The following is an 18,766-nucleotide window of genomic DNA, read 5'->3' on the forward strand; positions in this document are numbered from 1 at the left end:
TACAGAGTCATCCCCCCCCAGAGCCCGTGACTGAAGGGATTGTTCCATGGGCCGCCAGCGTCTCCGCAGGACGGCATTCTGAAACGATCAGTTAGAACCACGATCACCTGCCATGACATGGACGGTGGCGAGGGTTCTGGGCGATCGCGACGCCGGTCTGTATCTGACCGGAGTGGTCGTCTCCGGCTTCGGGTCGTCGGCGATGTGGCTGGCGTCGGGCATCTGGGTCAAGGATCTGACGGGTTCGGACGGTCTGGCGGCGCTCTGCGTCTTCGCCCTCTGGGCCCCCACTCTGATCGGCCCCGCCCTGGGCACCCTCGCAGACCGGACCCGCCGCCCCCTGCTCATCGGGACGAATCTGGTCCTGGCCGCGCTCCTGCCCGTCCTGTTCACCGTGGACGGGCAGGGCCGCCTGTGGATCCTGTTCGCGGTGCTCCTGGTCTACGGCGCAGTGGGCGTCGTCCAGGACGCCGCCGAGTCGGCCCTGCTGGCCACCGCGATCGGCAAGGACCTCCTCGGTGACCTCAACGGTCTGCGCATGACGGCCAACGAGGGCATGAAGCTGCTGGCGCCGCTCGCCGGGGCGGGGCTCTACGCGGCGTACGGCGGCGCGCGGGTGGCACTCCTGGACGCGGTGACCTTCACGCTGGCGGCGGGGGTGTACACGCTGCTGAGAGTCCGCGAGACCCCGCCGGTCCGGACATCCGCCGGGAGCCTGCGCACCCGCACCGCGGAAGGCGTACGCCACCTCCGGCGGAACCCCCGGCTCCGGGTCCTGGTCCTCGCCGGCGGTACGACCATGCTCTTCGGGGGGATCAACGGCGCGACGGTCTACGCCGTGGCCGAGGGGCTGGGCCGGTCCCCCACGTACGTGGGCGTCCTGTACGTCGCCCAGGGCGCCGGTTCGGTCGCCGTCGGGCTGGTGGCCGGGACGCTGCTGCGGTGGCTCGGCGAACAGCGCTTCGCCGCCTGCGGGATCGCGCTGACCGCCGTCGCGGTCGCCCTCCGGGCGGTTCCCCTCGCTCCCGTGGCCCTGGTCTCCAGTGCGGCCGTGGGGGCCGGGCTGCCCTGTGTGCTCATCGCCACGTACACCGCGGTCCAGCGCGAGACCCCGGCCGACCTGCTGGGCCGCGCCTCCGCCACCGTGAACACGCTGCTGTACGCCCCGAACGCCGTCGGGCTGGCCCTCGGGGCGGGGCTCGTCGAACTGGTCGACTACCGGGTCCTGTTGCCCGCGCTGGGCCTGATCCGGCTGGTGACCCTGAGCCCGCTGTTCCGGAGCGCCCCCGCGCCGGTGGCGGACTGAGGGCTCACCGGTTCTCGCCCCCTCCGCGCGTACCCGTCCCGTACCCGGGGCTCCGCCCCGGACCCCGCTCCCCGAACGCCGGAGGGGCTGGACTCCTCGCGTCCCGGGACTGGGCTTTCACGCCGGCGGGACTGGGCATTTCACGTCGGCGGGCCTGGACTACAGCCCCGCCAACACCCCCCGTACAGCCTCCAGATCGGCGTCCGAGGCCAACCCCGCGTGATACAGCCGGAGTTCCGTCGCGCCCAGCTCGACCGCGCGGGCCGCGTCCGCCGCCAGGGTGTCCGGCCGGCCTCCCATCCCGGACACCACGGTGAAGTTGGCGGCCAGGACCCGCCCTCTCGCGCCCGCCCGCACCGCCTCCGCGAACGGCGTCAGCAGGTCCGCGCCTCCGGTGCACGGCACGACCACGCCGTCCGCGACGGACAGGATGTGCCGGGGGTCGACCCCGGCGTTGGCGCCGCAGTGGAAGGAGACGGGGTCGGCGTGCAGCAGTACCCGGAACCCCGCCGGCGCGGCGGAGCGCACGGCCGAGACGGTCTCCTCCTGGAGCGAGCAGGCCACCCCGTCGCGCCATCGCCGGGTGGCCGCCGCGGTCTCCGCCCCGAGCAGCTTCTCCACCCCGGGCCAGCCCCCGTCGGACGGCGCCCCCCTCCACACCGGCTCCAGCGCACCGCGCACGAAGGACGCCAACTCCTCGGCGTCGAGGCCCTGTCCGTCGTATCCGTCCGCGCACGCGGCGCAGAAGCAGAGCGACATCAGGTACTGCCCGGCGTCCCCGAGCGCCACCCCGCCGATCTTGTCGTGGGCGTGCAGATGGGCGAGCCCGTACCAGCCGAGCGACTCCAGTTCCGTACCGGCCGCGCCGGGCCGGACCGCGGCCTCCACCGCGAGATCAGCCAGGTAGGCGCGGGTACCCGGCTGGGCGACACAGGGCGCCCAGGGGTACCGGTCCCCGTAGGCGTTGACGACGGAGGTCGTCGGATGTTCTTCCCCCATGCGGGAGTTGTGCGCGAGCACGACCCAGGTGTGGACCTCGAGCCCGGCCCCGGCGAGCGCGGCGGCGGCCTCGCCGTACGCGTCACCGGGCGCCCAGTCGCCCGCCGGGTACGGGCGAAGGGCGCGCCCCCGCCATCGCGCCTCGTCCACCGGATAGAGCACGGCGGCGTGCGAGGCCGTGACGATCCGGTGGCGGGGGTGGCGGGGCGTCGACGCGCGCGTGGAGTGGTAGGCGGACGCGAGCGTCACCTGGCGGACGCCGAGACCGGCGGTCCTGGCCGCGGCCTCCGGGTCCCCGTTGACGTCCCAGGGGTAAAGGAACGCGGACGTCGTCACATGTCCTCCTCAAGGAGCGCGTACCCGCGGTCGATCAGCTGCGCGAGCTGTTTGACATGGTCCTCGGCCGGCTCGTTCAGCGGAGGGCGCACCTCACCGACGTCCAGTCCGCGCAGCCGGACGCCCGCCTTGACGAGGGCGACCGCGTAACCGCGTCCCTGCTCGCGCAGGTCGACGAAGGGCCGGTAGAAGCCGTCCAGCAGCCGGTTCACCGTCGTGTCGTCCCCGGTGTTCAGGGCCCGGTGGAAGGCCAGCGCGATCTCGGGGGCGAAGCAGAAGACCGCCGAGGAGTAGAGCGTGATCCCCAGTCCCCGGTAGGCGAGTCCGGTCAGTTCGGCGGTCGGCAGTCCGTTGAAGTAGAGGAAGTCGCCGGGTGCCTCGCTGCGTACGGCGCTGACGATCCGCTGCATCAGGTCCAGGTCGCCGAGCCCGTCCTTGAAGCCGATGATCCCCTCGGTGCGGGCGAGTTCGACCACGCTCCCGGGGGTGAAGACGGCGTTGTCGCGCTGGTAGACGATCACGTCCAGGGAGGTGGCAGCGGCGATCTCCCGGTAGTGCCGCAGCAGCCCCTCCTGCCCGGCCGTCACGAGATACGGCGGCATGGCGAGCAGCCCGTCGGCGCCGGCGGCCTCCGCGAGGCGTGCGTAGCGCACGGCGAGGGCGGTCCCGTATCCGGCGCCCGCGACCACCGGCACGCGTCCGGCGGTGGCCTCCACGGCCGCCCGTACGCAGGCCTCGAACTCCTCGGGCACGAGCGCGTGGAACTCGCCGGTGCCGCAGCACGCGAAGACCGCCGCGGCTCCGGCCTCGACGCCGCGCCGCACATGCTCCCGGTAGACGTCGAGATCGACGGAGCCATCGGGTCCGTACGCGGTGACAGGGAAGAACAGCGGCCCGCTGGGGATGCTCAGCCGAGCGGCAAGAGGGGCTGACGTCACGGACTCTCCCTTAAAAGGTGCCCACCGAGTGCACGTTTCTGATCCATGTCCATATCTCTGAACGCGCCCACGCTAAGCCGCCACCTCGGGGCCGGTCAAGCACGCAAACCCGCAACACGGAGGCGGATTTCCCCCCTCCGCGCGACACTTGACGCAGCACGTCAGCGCTCCATAGCGTGTCCATGGATGTGAATGTCATACACGAATACGGCCGCTTGGCAGAGCCCCCGCCGACCGTCCGGCGGAGCCTCCGCCCTGACACACCGGCCCGCACCGAGGAGATCCACCGCATGCCCGCTCCCCGCACCGTTCTGCTCACCGGCGCCGCCGGCGGACTCGGCACCCTGCTGCGCGGGCTGCTGCCGGAGTACGGCTACGAGCTGCGCCTGCTCGACGTGCTCCCGATCGAGGGCGAGCCGGACGCGATCACCGCGGACCTCGCCGACCGGGCGGCGCTGCGCGAGGCCGTCCGGGGCGTCGACGCGATCATCCACCTCGCGGGCATCTCCCTGGAAGCCTCCTTCGACAAGATCCTCAAGGCGAACATCGAGGGGACGTACAACCTGTACGAGGCGGCGCGCGAGGAGGGCGTACGCCGTGTCGTCTTCGCCTCCTCCAACCACACGGTGGGCTTCACCCCGCGCCCGCGGGGCGACGACCCCCTGATCCCGATCGACACCCCGCGCCGCCCGGACACCTTCTACGGTCTCTCCAAGTCGTTCGGCGAGGACCTGGCGCAGTTCTACTGGGACAAGCACGGCCTCGAGACCGTCTCGGTGCGCATCGGGTCCTGCTTCGCCGAGCCCACCAGCGTGCGCATGCTCTCGGTGTGGATGAGCCCCGAGGACGGCGCCCGCCTCTTCCACGCGGCCCTGACCGCCGAGGACGTGGGGCACACGGTCGTCTACGGCTCGTCCGCCAACACCCGCCTGTGGTGGGACCTTTCGACCGCGCGGGCCCTCGGCTACGAACCGCGTGACGACTCCGAGCCGTACGCCGAGAAGCTCATCGCCGAACAGGGCGACCTCGACCCCGGAAACCCGGACCACGCCCACCTGGGCGGCCACTTCACGACGCACCCGCCGATCTGGCCGTACTGACGCGGCGCACGGAAGAGAAACGGCGGGCGGGCACCGAACGGGCCCGCCCGCTCCCCTGTTCGGGCACGGACCCTGCCCGATCCCACCTCCTCGCCCGCTCCGCCCCAGGTCCGCCGCGGGCGGCCACGGCACCGAACGGGCACAGCCGGGCAGCATCGGGCCCGCAACAGGCCTGGTCAGTGGCCGACACCCGCTGTAGAACTTCCCTCAAGGGCTCCACCGGGCCCGAACGGGCAGTGCGCGACGGAGCGCGAGGAAGCGGGTGACGGCCATGACGGCGATGACGGCGGAAGAACGGCAGCGCGAGATCGTCCGGACCGCGCGCCGCACGGGCTCGGTCGACGTGACCGAACTAGCCGGCGAACTGGGTGTCGCCAAGGAGACCGTACGGCGCGATCTGCGCACCCTGGAGGACCACGGCCTGGTGCGCCGCACCCACGGCGGCGCCTACCCCGTGGAGAGCGCCGGTTTCGAGACGACGCTCGCCTTCCGCACCACGAGCCATGTGCCCGAGAAGCGCCGGATCGCCGCCGCCGCGGCCGAGTTGCTCGGGGACGCCGAGACCGTCTTCGTCGACGAGGGGTTCACCCCGCAGCTCATCGCCGAAGCACTGCCCAGGGACCGGCCGTTGACCGTGGTCACCGCCTCCCTCGCCGCGGCCGGAGCACTCGCCGGGGCCGACAACACGAGCGTCCTGCTGCTCGGCGGCCGAGTCCGCCCCGGGACGCTCGCGACCGTCGACCACTGGACGACGAAGATGCTCGCCGGCTTCGTCATCGACCTCGCGTTCATCGGCGCCAACGGCATCTCCCGCGAACACGGCCTCACCACCCCGGACCCGGCGGTCAGCGAGGTCAAGGCACAGGCGATCAGGGCCTCCCGGCGCACGGTCTTCGCCGGTGTGCACACCAAGTTCGGCGCCGTCAGCTTCTGCCGGTTCGCCGGCATCGGCGCCCTGGAGGCGATCGTCACGAGCACGCTGCTCCCGGCCTCCGAGGCGCACCGCTACTCGCTGCAGGGCCCGCAGGTCATCCGCGTCTGACACCCCGACAACCCTGGCAACCCGACCCACCACCTCCCTCCCCACCGCACATGACGGCCCACCTCACCCACTCCGGGGCGCCCTTACGCCTCGCTCCACCCCTTATCTCCCCATTCCTCCAGGAGTGATCCATGCGAACCCCGAGCCGACGGAGGCCGCGCGCACTGCTCGCCGCGGCCGCCGCAGGGACGCTGCTCTCCCCGCTCCTCTCCGGCTGCTGGACCGGAGCGGGCGGGTCGGGCTCCGGCGGGAACTCCATCAACGTCCTGATGGTCAACAACCCGCAGATGGTCGAGCTGCAGAAGCTCACCAAGACCCACTTCACCCAAGAGACCGGCATCAAGGTGAACTTCACCGTCCTGCCGGAGAACGACGTCCGCGACAAGATCAGCCAGGACTTCGCCAACCAGGCGGGCCAGTACGACGTCGCCACGCTGTCCAACTACGAGATACCGATCTACGCCCGCAACGGCTGGCTGCACGAGATGGACTCCTACGTCCGCCACGACAGCGCGTACGACGAGCGGGACATCCTGAAGCCCATGCGGCAGTCGCTGACCGCCGCCGACGGAAAGCTCTACGGACAGCCGTTCTACGGCGAGTCGTCCTTCCTGATGTACCGCAAGGACGTGTTCGCCGCGAAGGGCCTGACGATGCCCGCGCATCCCACCTGGGAGCAGGTGGGCAGGCTGGCCGCCGCGGCCGACGGCGCCGAACCCGGCATGAAGGGCATCTGCCTGCGCGGCCTGCCCGGCTGGGGCGAACTCATGGCACCGCTCACCACCGTGGTGAACACCTTCGGCGGCACCTGGTTCGACAAGGACTGGAAGGCGCACCTGGACTCCCCCGAGTTCAAGAAGGCCACCAACTTCTACGTGGACCTGGTACGCCGGCACGGCGAGTCCGGCGCGGCCCAGTCCGGCTTCGCCGAATGCCTCAACAACATGACGCAGGGCAAGACGGCCATGTGGTACGACGCCACCTCCGCCGCCGGCCTGCTGGAGGCCAAGGACTCCCCGGTCAGGGGCAAGCTCGGCTACGTCCCGGCGCCGGTCGAGAAGACCGAGTCCTCCGGCTGGCTCTACACCTGGGCCTGGGGCCTCCAGAAGGCCTCGCACAACTCGGACAAGGCCTGGAAGTTCATCTCCTGGGCCTCCAGCAAGCAGTACGAGCAACTCGTCGGGGACACCGCCGGCTGGTCCGACGTGCCGGCGGGCAAACGCGCCTCGACGTACGCGAACGCCGCCTACCGCAAGGAGGCCGCGGCCTTCCAGGACATGACCCGCGAGGCCATCGAGGGCGCCCGGCCGCGAGACCCCGGTGTGCAGCCCCGCCCCGCGCCCGGCATCCAGTTCGTCGGCATCCCCGAGTTCACCGACCTCGGCACCAAGGTCTCGCAGGAGATCAGCGCCGCCATCGCCGGACGCCAGTCCGTCGACTCGGCGCTGAACAAGTCCCAGAAACTCGCCGAGAAGATCTCCAAGGAGTACGAGGGACGATGACCGCCACGACGACGGCCCGCGTGGCCGCTCCTCCCGTACGCACCCTTCGGCAGCCGTCCGCCCGGCTGCGTGCCTGGGCCACCCGCGGCCCGCTGCTCCCGGCCCTGATCTTCATGATCGCGGTGACCCAACTGCCCTTCGTGGCCACGCTGGTGATCTCGTTCTTCGACTGGAACGCCCTCTACCCGAAGGCCCGCCGCTTCACCGGCTTCGGCAACTACTCGGACGTCCTGACCGACGCCGATCTGCGCCACTCCGTCTGGACGACGATCCTGCTGACCGCCACCGTCGTCCTCGTCAGCCTGGTCCTCGGCCTGGCCCTGGCCCTGCTCCTGGACCGGAGGTTCCGCGGGCGCGGCATCGTCCGCACCCTGCTCATCGCACCGTTCCTGGTGGTCCCGGTCGCCGCGGCCCTTCTCTGGAAGCATGTGCTCTACAACCCTGAATACGGCCTACTCAATGGGTTGTTGCACTATGTGGGCGGCCCTCAGCCCGACTGGATCTCCAACACCCCGCTGCTCGCGGTCGAGGCATCCCTGGTCTGGCAGTGGACGCCGTTCATGATGCTGATCCTGCTCGCCGGGCTGCAGAGTCGCGACCACCAGCAGATCGAGGCGGCGCGGGTGGACGGCGCGAACGACTGGCAGGTCTTCCGTCACCTCACCCTCCCCCACCTGCGCCGCTACCTCGAACTGGGCGCCCTGCTGGGCTCGATCTACATCGTCCAGAACTTCGACGCGGTCTTCACCCTCACCTCCGGGGGCCTCGGCACCGCGAACCTGCCCTACACCGTCTACCAGAGCTTCTACCAGGCCCACGAGAACGGCCTCGCCTCCGCCGCCGGCGTCCTGGTGGTCATCGGCTCGATCGTCATCGCGACCTTCGCACTGCGCGTGGTGTCGTCCCTGTTCCGCGAGGAGGGATCCCGCTGATGAGCGCCACCGCGACACCCGTCCGCCCCCGCCGCGCCAGGGGAACCGGCCTCGGCCCGGCGGCCTGGGCACTGGGCGTCGTGTTCTTCCTGCCCATCGCCTGGATGGCACTGACGTCCTTCCACTCCGAACCGGACGCGGCGAAGAACCCGCCGTCCTTCGGCGCGGCCCTGACCCTCGACGGCTACCGGGAGTTCTTCGGCACGGGCGGCGGCGCGAGCCCCTGGCCCGCGCTCATCAACTCCACCGTGGCGTCGGTGGTGTCCACCCTCTGCGTCCTGCTGCTTGCCCTCCCGGCGGCGTACGCGCTCTCCGTCCGCCCGGTGAAGAAGTGGACGGACGTCCTGTTCTTCTTCCTGTCGACCAAGATGCTGCCGGTGGTGGCGGGCCTCCTGCCGATCTACCTCTTCGCCAAGAACACCGGCATGCTCGACAACATCTGGCTGCTGGTCATCCTCTACACCTCCATGAACCTGCCGATCGCGGTCTGGATGATGCAGTCGTTCCTCGCCGAGGTCCCCATCGCGGTGATCGAGGCCGCGCAGATCGACGGCGCCCGCCTGCCCACCGTCCTCACGCGCGTCGTAGCCCCCATCGCCCTCCCCGGCATCGCGGCAACGGCCCTGATCTGCTTCATCTTCAGCTGGAACGAACTGCTCTTCGCCCGGGTGCTCACGGGCGTGGTCGCGGAGACCGCCCCCGTCTTCCTGACCGGATTCATCACCAGCCAGGGCCTGTTCCTGGCGAAGGTGTGCGCCGCGTCGCTCGTCGTGTCCCTGCCGGTGCTCGCCGCGGGGTTCGCCGCCCAGGACAAACTGGTCCAGGGCCTGTCGTTGGGAGCCGTGAAATGAAGGCCGCAGTCATCGAGTCCGTGGGCCGTGCCGTCGTGGCCGAGGTCCCGGACCCGACGCCGGGCCCCCGTGAGGTCGTGGTCGAGGTCGCCGCCTGCGGCCTGTGCGGCACCGATCTGCACATCCTCCAGGGCGAGTTCGCGCCCAAGCTGCCGATCGTGCCGGGCCACGAGTTCGCCGGCGAGGTGGTCGGCGTGGGAAGCCGGGTCACGGAGCTCGCGGTCGGCGACCGGGTGGCCGTCGACCCGTCCCTGTACTGCTACGAGTGCCGGTACTGCCGTACGGGCCACAACAACCTCTGCGAACGGTGGGCCGCGATCGGCGTGACCACCGCGGGCGGCGCCGCCCAGTACGCGACCGCCCCCGTCGCCAACTGCGTGAAGCTCCCCGAACACGTCAGCACCCAGGACGCGGCCCTGGTCGAACCGCTCTCCTGCGCCGTCCGCGGCTACGACGTCCTGCGGTCCCGGCTCGGCGCCCACGTCCTGATCTACGGCTCCGGAACGATGGGCCTGATGATGCTGGAGCTCGCCAAGCGCACCGGCGCGGCGAGCGTGGACGTCGTCGACGTGAACCCCGAGCGGCTGGCCACCGCCCGGCTGCTGGGCGTCTCCGGGGCGGCGGCGAACCCCGACGAACTGGACCGCCCGCGGGGCTGGGACGTGGTCGTCGACGCGACGGGCAACGCTGCGGCGATCCAGGACGGCCTGGACCGGGTGGCGAAGGCGGGCATCTTCCTCCAGTTCGGCGTGGCCGACTACGCGACCCGCGTGACCATCGACCCGTACCGCATCTACAACCAGGAGATCACCGTCACCGGCTCCATGGCCGTCCTCCACAGCTTCGAACGCGCGGCGGAACTCTTCGCCGCCGGCGTCCTCGACCCGTCGGTCTTCATCAGCGACCGCCTCCCCCTGACGAGCTATCCCGAGGCACTGGAACAGTTCGCGTCGGGCGTGGGACGCAAGATCGTCGTCGTGCCCTAAGGCCGGTCCGACCATTCGCGTCGGATCAGGCCGCGGCGTCCGGTGCCGTGCATCGCAAGGCGGAGTCTCGCCCTCGTACCGGGCGTACTCGGGCGTGCCCGACACCTCGGCGTGGGGGTCCCCCTGCTCGAAGAGCTTGGGGGAGTGCGGCGCCAGGCGTCGCGGGCCCGGCGGGAACGGTCGGACAGGCCGTAGGGCCTGTCCGGGCGGCGGGGGCGAAGCAGGATATGCCCCCGCAACTCACTCTTGGGTAAGGGAACGGTAAAGCGTCTCCGCTCGTTACCCCAGTCATGACAGCTATGACCCCCGGCTCGAACATCCCTCTCCCCGTCTCCCGCGTGACGGTGGACGTCACCGCCCCGGTGCGGCTCGACGTGTCGAGCCTGCTGCTCACCGCCGACGGCAAGGTGCGCTCCGACGCCGACTTCATCTTCTACAACCAGCCCACCGGCCCGGGCGTGACCTACCGCTCGGGCGGCGGCACGGCGCCCGACGCGATCACGGTCGACACGGCCGCGGTCCCCCCGGGCATCGAGAAGATCGTCGTCACGGCGAGCCCCGACGCGGCGGGACAGTCGTTCCAGGGCATCGAACCCACCGCGACGATCCGCAACGCGGACGACAACACGGTCCTGGCCACCTTTACCCCGCCCAGGCTGGGCACGGAGACGGCCCTGGTGATCGTCGAGGTCTACCTCCGCAACGGCGCCTGGAAGGCCCGTGCGGTCGGCCAGGGCTACGCGAACGGCCTGGCGGGCATCGCCACCGACTTCGGCGTGAGCGTCGAGGAACCCGCCCCGGCCGCCCAGCCCGCGCCCGTCCCGCAGCCCCCGGTGACACCCCCGGCCCCGCCCGTGGACCCCCGCCTCACCGCCCCGCCGGCCCCGGCCGCTCCCCCGGCACCCCCCGCCGCCACCGGCAAGATCAACCTCGACAAGGGCCGGGTCAGCCTCCAGAAGAACCAGACGGTCTCCCTGGTCAAGGGCGGCAGCCCGTTCCTCGCCAAGGTCCAGATGGGCCTCGGCTGGGAGCCCGCGTTCCTCGGCAAGGACATCGACCTGGACGCGTCGGTCATCGCGTACGGCCCGCAGCGCAACCACATCGACAGCTGCTACTTCGGCAAGCTCTCCATCGTGAACGGCGCGATCAAGCACTCCGGCGACAACCTCACGGGTGAGGGCGGCGGAGACGACGAGGTGATCACCGTCGACCTCGGCCGCCTCCCCCAGGAGGTCACCGGCCTCGTCTTCACGGTCAACTCCTTCTCCGGCCAGAAGTTCACCGAGGTGGCCAAGGCCTACTGCCGCCTCCTGGACGCCGCCACCGGCGAGGAACTCGTCCGCTTCGACCTCACCAACGCCGAGGCACAGACGGGCGTCATGATGGCCAAGCTGATCAAGCAGTTCTCCGGCGAATGGGAGATGACGGCGATGGGCGACTTCGTCAAGTCCCGCACGGTCCGCGGCATGGTGAAACCGGCAGCCCAGTCCCTCTAGCGCTGCTCGCCGACGACCGGCGCACGGAAGCGCGCAAGGGCGCGTAAGAGGCATACGGCGATGGGGACTTGAGGTCACCATCGCCGTGCTTCATGTCCGGTGACATCCCGCGCCGTTCCTCCTCCGCGCTACCCGCCTTTGTCTTAGTCTGCTCACTCCGGGCACCCGACGGCGGGCCACACCGAAATGGCCGCCGTCCGCACACATCCGACGGGGGGTAGATGGATCCCGCTGCCATTGGCGCTCGGCTCGCGTCGAGCGTGGTCGCGCCGCTGATCAAGAAGCTGTTCGTGGCCGATGGCCCCGGAGCGGGGCTGGTCGACAAGCCCGTACGCATCTCCGGCCTGGTTTCCTTCACGGGTGAGAAACGCGTTCTGTCCGACCTCGACCTGCACAAGATAGCCAAGGAGCTGGTCAGCCGCGCCGCTCAGTCGACAGGCGTGGAGGAACGCCTCCCGCCGTACGAACTGGCCGCCGTGGCCCACTCGGTCGCCGACACCCTGCGCGCCATGGACAGCATCGACATGGACGACGTACAGGCCGTCCAACTCGGCCACATGGCCCTGGCGCAACATCTGCGGGCGCAGAGCCCGTCCGCCACCCTCGGACTGTCCGGCGACGCGGTCTATCTCTATGTGAGCGTGCTCGACACCGCCTGTCTGCACATCGTGCACTTCTTCACCCAGCGGTCGGCCTTCGTCGCCCGCACGCTGGTGGAGCAGAGTCACCGGATCGAGGAACTGTCGAAGAAGATCGACGGGCTGATCGCGCGAACGCCGTCGCCCGCCGACGCCCCGTTCGAGGAGCGCTACGCCCGCTACATCGCCTCCAAGCACGGCAAGCTGACGATCTTCGGACTCGATCTGTCCGAGTCTCCGGGCACCTGGCCCCTCGACACCGCGTATCTGAGCCTGGACGCGGTGGGCGACACCACGAACCCGATGCTGCTCCCCGCCGACCAGGTGCTGGCGGGGCGTAATCGCGTGCTGCTGCGCGGGGTGGCCGGTTCCGGGAAGACGACGCTGGTGCAGTGGCTGGCGGTGTCCACCGCGCAGAAGGCGCTCGACGAGCGGCTGCTGTACCTGTACGGCCTTGTTCCGTTCGTCCTTCCGCTGCGCACGCTGACGCGGGGCGGTGCCAAGCTCCCCACGCCCGACGAGTTCCTGTCCGAGGTGGGCTGTCCGATCGCCGCCCTTCAGCCGACGGGCTGGTTCGACCGGGTGTTGCGGTCGGGGCGCGGGCTCATGCTGGTCGACGGCATCGACGAGATCCCGGAGAACGAGCGCGAGCAGGCGCGGCGCTGGCTGCAGGAATTGGTCGACTCCTATCCGCGCAACCGGTGGCTGGTCACCTCACGGCCGTCCGCCGTACGGGAGGACTGGCTGGTCGGTGACGACTTCGCGGAGCTCGACCTGGCCCCGATGAGCCGGGACAACGTGGCCGAGTTCGTCCGGCGGTGGCACAAGGCCGCCGGTATGGGCGACCAGTACGCGCAGGATCTGCTGCGGGCGATCCGCGCCAAGCAGGATCTGGGGCGGCTGGCCACCAACCCCCTGATGTGCGCGCTGATCTGCGCACTCCACCAGGACCGCCGCAGCTATCTCCCCGACGGCCGCAAGGAGATCTACGACGCCGCCCTCTCCATGCTGCTGGCCCGGCGCGACCGCGAGCGGGGCATCTACAAGCCGGGCACGATCCGCATCGGCGAGGACCATCACGTCCAGCTGCTCCAGAAGCTCGCGTACTGGATGATCCGAAATGGCCGTTCGGAGATGGACCGGGCCGACGCGGTCGACCTCCTGGCCCATGCTCTTCCGGCGATGCCGCGCATCGCCGAGCAGGGAACCGCCGAGGAGATCTACCGCCATCTACTGGTCCGCAGCGGCCTGTTGCGCGAACCGACCCAGGGCTCGATGGATTTCATCCACCGCACCTTCCAGGACTACCTGGGTGCCAAGGCGGCGGTGGAGGGTCTCGACTTCGACTTCCTCATCGCGCACGCTCATCTCGACCAGTGGGAGGACGTCATCCGGATGTCCGTCGCCCATGCCCGGACGACGGAACGTACGAGGCTGCTCACCGGGCTCATCGAGCGCGGCGACTGCTCGGAGAAGGAGGGCCGTCGGCTCCATCTCCTGGCGGCCGCCTGCCTGGAGCACGCGACGGAGCTGGACCCCGAGGTCAGAACCGAGGTCGAGCGGCGGGCCGCGGCCCTGATTCCGCCCCAGTCGGCGCAGCAGGCCCGGGCGCTGGCCGATGTCGGACCGGTCGTCCTGGATCTGCTTCCGGGACCGGAGGGTCTCTCGACAGACGAGGCCTATTTCACCGTGGTGACCGCGACACGCATCGCGACCGACGCGGCGATTCCGGTACTGGCCGCGTACCGGGAGCTGGCCGACATCCGGGTGCGGGGTGAACTGGCCCGGGTGTGGAGCCGGTTCGACTGCGACCGCTACGCCGAGGAGGTCGTCGCGCACCTGGCCGACGACTATTTCTACTTCCCGGTCTCCAGCCCCGCGGAACTGCGGGTGCTGCGCGGCTTCGGCGGCCGGTCCCGCATCAAGATCTCGGGCCCGTTCACCCCGGAGGAGTTCCGGAGCGCGTGTGACCGGGACAGCCTCTACGACCTCTGGGTGGAGGTCGACCTCGACTGCACCTGGGAGTGGCTGAGCGCCTTCCCCTATCTCCGTACCGTCTTCTTCGAGATGCCGGAGGCCCGCGTGGAGACGCTTCCTCCTTCCGTACGGGTCCTCCGGGAGCCCATCGGCCCGCCCTCGGTCCCGCCGGAAGCAGCCACGGACAGCGCCACGGACCTCTTGGGCGACCTGTCACCGTAGAGCCCGTCGTCGCGTTCCCGCCTAGGGACGCAACCCTTCTGTCAACAGCGACAGATACCGGCGGATATGCGCCCCGTCCCCGTTCCCGAGTTCCGACGCGCTGACCACCCCGTGCACCAGCCGCAACACCTCGATCGGCTCCACGTCGGCCCGCAGCGTCCCCTCGCGCTGAGCCGCCTCGACCAGCCGCCCCGCCGCCCCCTTCACGGAGGCCCCGCAGCGCGCCAGCACCTCGGAGCTCCCGTCCGCGACAGCCGACCCGAGCAGCGCCTTCAGGCCGCGGACCTGGATCATCCCCTCGCCGAGCTCGTTCAGCCATTCCACGAGGGCCTCACCCGGCGGCAGCTCCGCCGCGATCTCGTCCGCGCGCACGGCGATCGCCTCGATGGCGTCCACATAAACGGCCTCCAAGAGCGCCTGCCGCGTAGGAAAGTGCCGGTACAGCGTCCCGGATCCCACGCCGGCCCGCTTGGCGATGTCGTCCAAAGACGCACCTTCCCCGTGTTCGGCGAACGCGACCGCCGCCTCCTCCAGGAGCCGCTCATAGTTCCGCCGCGCATCCGCCCGCATCGGCTTGACCTGGGCCATTCAGATACTCCTTGCGAACCGGGGACCCTCTCCATATCTTGGCGAGAGTCAAACGGAGACAGTCCCCGCTTATCTCGACGGGCAGTCCGCGCTGCCCACCCGCACCGTACCGGGGGCGTCAGACCAGGAGAACTCCATGTCCACCCCGTCCGCACCGTCCACGGGCAACCCCACCCCCGAAACACCGTCAGCCGGCTTACCCCCGCAGCCGCTTCACCCCGCCGGGGCAACCACCGCCCTCCTCGTCATCGTGACCTCCTACCTGATGGTCGGAGTCGACTCCACCGTCGTCAACGTCGCCCTGCCCGACGTCCAGCGGGACCTCGACTTCACTCCCACCGGACTGTCCTGGGTCCTCAACACGTACACGCTCGCCTTCGGCGGCCTGCTCCTCCTGGGTGGCCGGGTCGGCGACATCGCGGGCCGGCGCCGCACCCTCACAGCAGGCGCCCTCCTCTTCGCCGCCGCCTCCCTGCTCGGCGGCCTCGCCACCGAAAGCTCCTGGCTGCTCGCGGCCCGCGCGCTCCAGGGCGTGGGCGCCGCGCTCATCGCCCCCAGCACCCTCGCCCTCATCACCACGAACTTCCCCGAGGGTCCACGCCGCCACCACGCCCTCGGCATCTACTCCTCGATGGCCGGTATCGGCGCGTCGGTCGGCCTGGTCCTCGGCGGCATGCTCACCTCGTGGGCGTCCTGGCGCTGGTCCCTGCTGATCAACGTGCCGATCGGCATCGGGGTCGCCGCCACCCTCCCGCGCTTCGTCACCGAGACCCCGCGCCACGCGGGCCGGTTCGACGCGGCGGGGGCGCTCACCGGCACGGCGGGCATGACTTCGCTGGTCTACGGGTTCATCCGAGTCTCGGAGGAGGGCTGGAGCGACACCCGGGCGATGCTGGGATTCAGCACGGCGGCGGCCCTGCTCGTCGGCTTCGCCCTGGTGGAGGCGCGCGCGGAACAGCCGATCATGCCGCTGCGCCTCTTTGCGAGCCGCAACCGCGCGGGCGCCTACGCCGGTGTCCTGCTGCTGCCCGCGGGCATGTTCGGCGCTTTCTACTTCCTCACTCTGATCAGTCAACAGGCCCTGGGCTACAGCCCGTTGCGCGCCGGCTTCGCCTTCCTGCCGATGACCCTGATGATGTTCACGACCGTGCGCTTCGTCCCGCGGCTGCTCCAGCGCTTCGGCGCGAAGGCGGTCCTGCTCACCGGCATGTCCCTGATCGCCGTCGCGGCCGGCTGGCTGTGGCTGCTGGAACCCGCCGACGGCTATCTGTCCGGCCTGCTCGGCCCGCTGCTGGTGATGGGGCTGGGCGTCGGCCTGAGTTTCCTGCCGCTGAACGCCACCATTCTCGCGGGCATCGGGCCGCGCGAGGCGGGCGCCGCCTCCGGGCTTCTCCAGACCCTCCAGTGGCTCGGCGGCACCCTCGGACTCTCCGTTCTGGTGACGGTCTTCGGCACGGCGACCCGGCACGCCCACGGCTCGCCGTCGGAAATCCTCACCGAGGGCTCGGCCCGCGCGTTCGGCGTCGGCTCGCTGATCGCCCTGACCGCCCTGCTGCTGTCGGCGTTCGTGATCACAGGAATTGGACGTGAACACGGCGCTTAGAAGAGCGCGTTGCCCGGTGCGGGCCTGCGACCCGCGACACTCCAGGGCTCACCGTCCCGGCACGCACAAGGGCGCGGCCCGCACCGAAGTACGGGCCGCGCCCGTCTCGCCGACCCAAGGGACCTGACAGTCAGCCCTCAGGCCCAAGAGCCTCACTCATTCCTCAAGCCCAGGGACCTCAGCCGGCCCCGCGCCCAGGGGCCGCACTCACCCCTCAGGCCCACGGCCAGTCCGCGTCCCGCGCCGACTCCAGAAGCGGCACCATCCGGAAAGCCGCGTCCGAGAGCCCGCCGAAGGTGTGCCTGTTCCCCTTTCCGGACGGGCCGTGGCCCGGGCGGTAGCCGGCGAGGTTCCAGGTGTAGACCGGTACGTGCGCCGGGACCTGCTCGGTCGGGTCGCCGTAGTGGCTGTACGTGGCCTGCTCGTCGGTGACGATGAGGACCCGGTCGTGCTTCTTGTAGTGCGCGCGGACCGCCTCGCTCGTGTTGGTGCCGCCGAGGTCGCCGAACCGCCCGATGACCTTGAGCACCGACTCGCCCGCGCCGAACTCCACCCGCTTGCTGGTGGTGCCGAACTCGACGAGATCCGCGTCCGCCGCCCGCAGCGCGAGCGCCGTGCCGAAGATCGCCGCCGCGTCGGCCCGGTTGAGCTCGGAGCGCTCCGACAGCCGCGAGTAGAACATCGAGCCCGAGCGGTCCACGAGCGCCAGGGTCCGGCCGGGCAGCGCGGGCACGTTGGCCAGCGAGTGACCGAGTGCCTGCTCCAGCGCGTACGACCAGCGCAGCGACGGCGCGTGCTGGTAGGCCGCGAGGTAGCGGAACGGGAACTGCCGCGAGCGCGCGACCTCCGCCGGGTCGCTGATCTTCGCGGCGACCCGCGCCGCCACTTCGTCGCTGACGCCCGCCTCGTCGAAGTTGCGCAGGTTACGGACGAGCGCCATCGCTCCCATGGACGGAATGACGGCCTCCCAGGCCGCCTTGTCCATCGGTCCCTGCAGCCAGCCGGCCAGCGCCTCCCAGGTCATGCCCGCGTCCGCCAGGCGCTGCGCGCCCTGCGCGCCGGTGACGACCTTGCGCCGCTTGGCGGGCCGCAGCGCCATGAGGTCGCGGTGCGCGACGACCATGGGCAGCGACTTGGGGACGACGGCCGTGTCCGGGTTGTGGCGCCGGTCCAGCGCGTACTGGAACAGGTCGCCCTGCCACGGCTTGGCGGGGTCCGGCGCCGCGTGCACGAGGTTGAGGATGTCGCCGAAGCGGTAGCCCTTGGACGCGGTGTCGTACTTCAGCAGCGACTTGCCGCTGTAGAGACGTCGTACGGCGTCGGCGACGCCCCGCTTGACGGGCTTGGGCACGTTGCGGCCGTACTGGGAGGTCCAGTAGGCGAGCAGCTCGCCCGGCTCGTCCGGACGGCGCAGCACGGAGGCGATGACCTGCCGGTTGGCGGGGCCGTCGGTGGCGCCCGCGTCCAGGCGTGCCTTCACGTACTCGGCGGCGCCCACGAGCGAGGCGGTGCGCAGGTTGCCCTCGCCACGCAGCCAGCCGAGCAGGCCGGCGGTCCAGGACGGGTCGGTGACGGCGAGCTCGCGCACCAGCGCGGCGAACCGGTCGTCGCGGTCCGCGCCGGTCTCGTAGAAGGTCTGCTGCGACACGAAGTTGGCGATCGCCAGAAGGAAGAGCTCGGAGCGCGCGTCTCTCTCCTGTCCCCGGCCGCCCTGGTGCGTCCGCAGCACGCGGCCGGTGGACGTCACGCGCGAGGTCGGCTGGGCCTTTGCCGTACGGGTGTTGAAGCGTGCCATGGTGAATTCCCCCGAATTCGTTCTACGACGGTGAAGTCGTGTTTCGGAGGGAGGCACAGCAAATGGAGGGTGCCCGAGATCAGGAGTCGGCGACGGAACTATTCAGATGCTCTACCGACTGAGCTACACCGACCCGAAGTCGATGACGGGACTCGAACCCGCGACCTTTCGATCCCAATGAAGTAACCGTTGCCTGCGCACCGGGCACCCACCATGAGCTGCGCCTCCCGAGATCAAGTCGGCTGCGGCGTGGATTCTTTGAGAGAGAAGTAGCCGCGGCCCGCGCACCGGGAGGTGCATGAAGTTGTGGTGTCCAGAGTTCAGATTCGGCGGAACCGACGTAGGTGCTCCAACCCCTGAGCTACACCGGCGCGTTGTACCGATGGCGGGACTCGAACCCGCGGCCGCCCCATTATCAGTGGAAGTAGGTCCTGCCTTCGCACCTGGACATGCAT

Annotated in this window: 14 protein-coding genes and 1 tRNA gene; 10 read left to right on the plus strand and 5 right to left on the minus strand. The window is 70.5% G+C overall.

Annotated elements, in window-relative coordinates:
• Positions 1-112: 112 nt before the first annotated feature.
• The gene (locus ACZ4N5_RS16105; RefSeq protein ID WP_467757711.1) at positions 113-1,306 is read left to right on the plus strand and encodes an MFS transporter; all 1,194 of its coding nucleotides are present in this window, start codon (positions 113-115) and stop codon (positions 1,304-1,306) included.
• A 159-nt stretch (positions 1,307-1,465) separates the two neighbouring features.
• Here ACZ4N5_RS16105 and ACZ4N5_RS16110 read toward each other — a convergent pair whose 3' ends face one another.
• Positions 1,466-2,641, minus strand: coding sequence for a hypothetical protein (locus ACZ4N5_RS16110; RefSeq protein ID WP_467757712.1), 1,176 nt, complete (start codon positions 2,639-2,641; stop codon positions 1,466-1,468).
• Positions 2,638-3,579, minus strand: a complete 942-nt coding sequence (locus ACZ4N5_RS16115; protein WP_467757713.1) for a 5-dehydro-4-deoxyglucarate dehydratase — start codon at positions 3,577-3,579, stop codon at positions 2,638-2,640. Before ACZ4N5_RS16115 ends, ACZ4N5_RS16110 begins: the two co-directional genes overlap by 4 nt.
• A gap of 290 nt (positions 3,580-3,869) precedes the next feature.
• Here ACZ4N5_RS16115 and ACZ4N5_RS16120 point away from each other — a divergent pair, with 290 nt between their 5' ends.
• The 8 genes from ACZ4N5_RS16120 to ACZ4N5_RS16155 all read left to right on the plus strand — a co-directional run bounded on the left by ACZ4N5_RS16120 (position 3,870) and on the right by ACZ4N5_RS16155 (position 14,325).
• Complete coding sequence (locus ACZ4N5_RS16120) at positions 3,870-4,679, plus strand: NAD-dependent epimerase/dehydratase family protein (protein WP_467757714.1); 810 nt, start codon at positions 3,870-3,872, stop codon at positions 4,677-4,679.
• A gap of 271 nt (positions 4,680-4,950) precedes the next feature.
• Entirely contained in the window at positions 4,951-5,721 is a 771-nt protein-coding gene (locus ACZ4N5_RS16125; protein WP_467757715.1) for a DeoR/GlpR family DNA-binding transcription regulator, read from the plus strand.
• 131 nt (positions 5,722-5,852) lie between these two features.
• Positions 5,853-7,223: an ABC transporter substrate-binding protein gene (locus ACZ4N5_RS16130; protein ID WP_467757716.1), complete on the plus strand. Its 1,371-nt coding sequence runs from the start codon at positions 5,853-5,855 to the stop codon at positions 7,221-7,223.
• The gene (locus tag ACZ4N5_RS16135) at positions 7,220-8,155 is read left to right on the plus strand and encodes a carbohydrate ABC transporter permease (RefSeq protein WP_467757717.1); all 936 of its coding nucleotides are present in this window, start codon (positions 7,220-7,222) and stop codon (positions 8,153-8,155) included. Before ACZ4N5_RS16130 ends, ACZ4N5_RS16135 begins: the two co-directional genes overlap by 4 nt.
• The gene (locus ACZ4N5_RS16140; protein ID WP_467757718.1) at positions 8,155-9,006 is read left to right on the plus strand and encodes a carbohydrate ABC transporter permease; all 852 of its coding nucleotides are present in this window, start codon (positions 8,155-8,157) and stop codon (positions 9,004-9,006) included. Before ACZ4N5_RS16135 ends, ACZ4N5_RS16140 begins: the two co-directional genes overlap by 1 nt.
• Positions 9,003-9,992 (plus strand): zinc-dependent alcohol dehydrogenase family protein, encoded by a 990-nt coding sequence (locus tag ACZ4N5_RS16145; RefSeq protein ID WP_467757719.1) that lies wholly within the window; start codon positions 9,003-9,005, stop codon positions 9,990-9,992. The genes ACZ4N5_RS16140 and ACZ4N5_RS16145 overlap by 4 nt, the downstream gene beginning before the upstream one ends.
• A 299-nt stretch (positions 9,993-10,291) precedes the next feature.
• Positions 10,292-11,488 (plus strand): TerD family protein, encoded by a 1,197-nt coding sequence (locus tag ACZ4N5_RS16150; RefSeq protein WP_467757975.1) that lies wholly within the window; start codon positions 10,292-10,294, stop codon positions 11,486-11,488.
• 221 nt (positions 11,489-11,709) lie between these two features.
• Complete coding sequence (locus ACZ4N5_RS16155) at positions 11,710-14,325, plus strand: NACHT domain-containing protein (RefSeq protein ID WP_467757720.1); 2,616 nt, start codon at positions 11,710-11,712, stop codon at positions 14,323-14,325.
• A gap of 21 nt (positions 14,326-14,346) precedes the next feature.
• Here the strand turns inward: ACZ4N5_RS16155 and ACZ4N5_RS16160 are convergent, their stop codons facing one another.
• The gene (locus tag ACZ4N5_RS16160) at positions 14,347-14,913 is read right to left on the minus strand and encodes a TetR/AcrR family transcriptional regulator (protein ID WP_467757721.1); all 567 of its coding nucleotides are present in this window, start codon (positions 14,911-14,913) and stop codon (positions 14,347-14,349) included.
• Positions 14,914-15,049: 136 nt separating this feature from the next.
• Here ACZ4N5_RS16160 and ACZ4N5_RS16165 point away from each other — a divergent pair, with 136 nt between their 5' ends.
• Positions 15,050-16,516 carry an MFS transporter gene (locus ACZ4N5_RS16165; RefSeq protein WP_467757722.1) on the plus strand — a complete coding sequence of 489 codons (1,467 nt, stop codon included), beginning with the start codon at positions 15,050-15,052 and terminating at the stop codon, positions 16,514-16,516.
• Between the two features lie 214 nt (positions 16,517-16,730).
• Here ACZ4N5_RS16165 and ACZ4N5_RS16170 read toward each other — a convergent pair whose 3' ends face one another.
• Both ACZ4N5_RS16170 and ACZ4N5_RS16175 read right to left on the minus strand, forming a co-directional pair.
• Complete coding sequence (locus tag ACZ4N5_RS16170) at positions 16,731-18,311, minus strand: TROVE domain-containing protein (protein ID WP_467757723.1); 1,581 nt, start codon at positions 18,309-18,311, stop codon at positions 16,731-16,733.
• 380 nt (positions 18,312-18,691) lie between these two features.
• Positions 18,692-18,761, minus strand: a tRNA-Ile gene (locus ACZ4N5_RS16175).
• Between the last annotated feature and the right edge of the window lie 5 nt (positions 18,762-18,766).

The sequence above is a fragment of the Streptomyces sp. NPDC026500 genome, assembly GCF_055567635.1.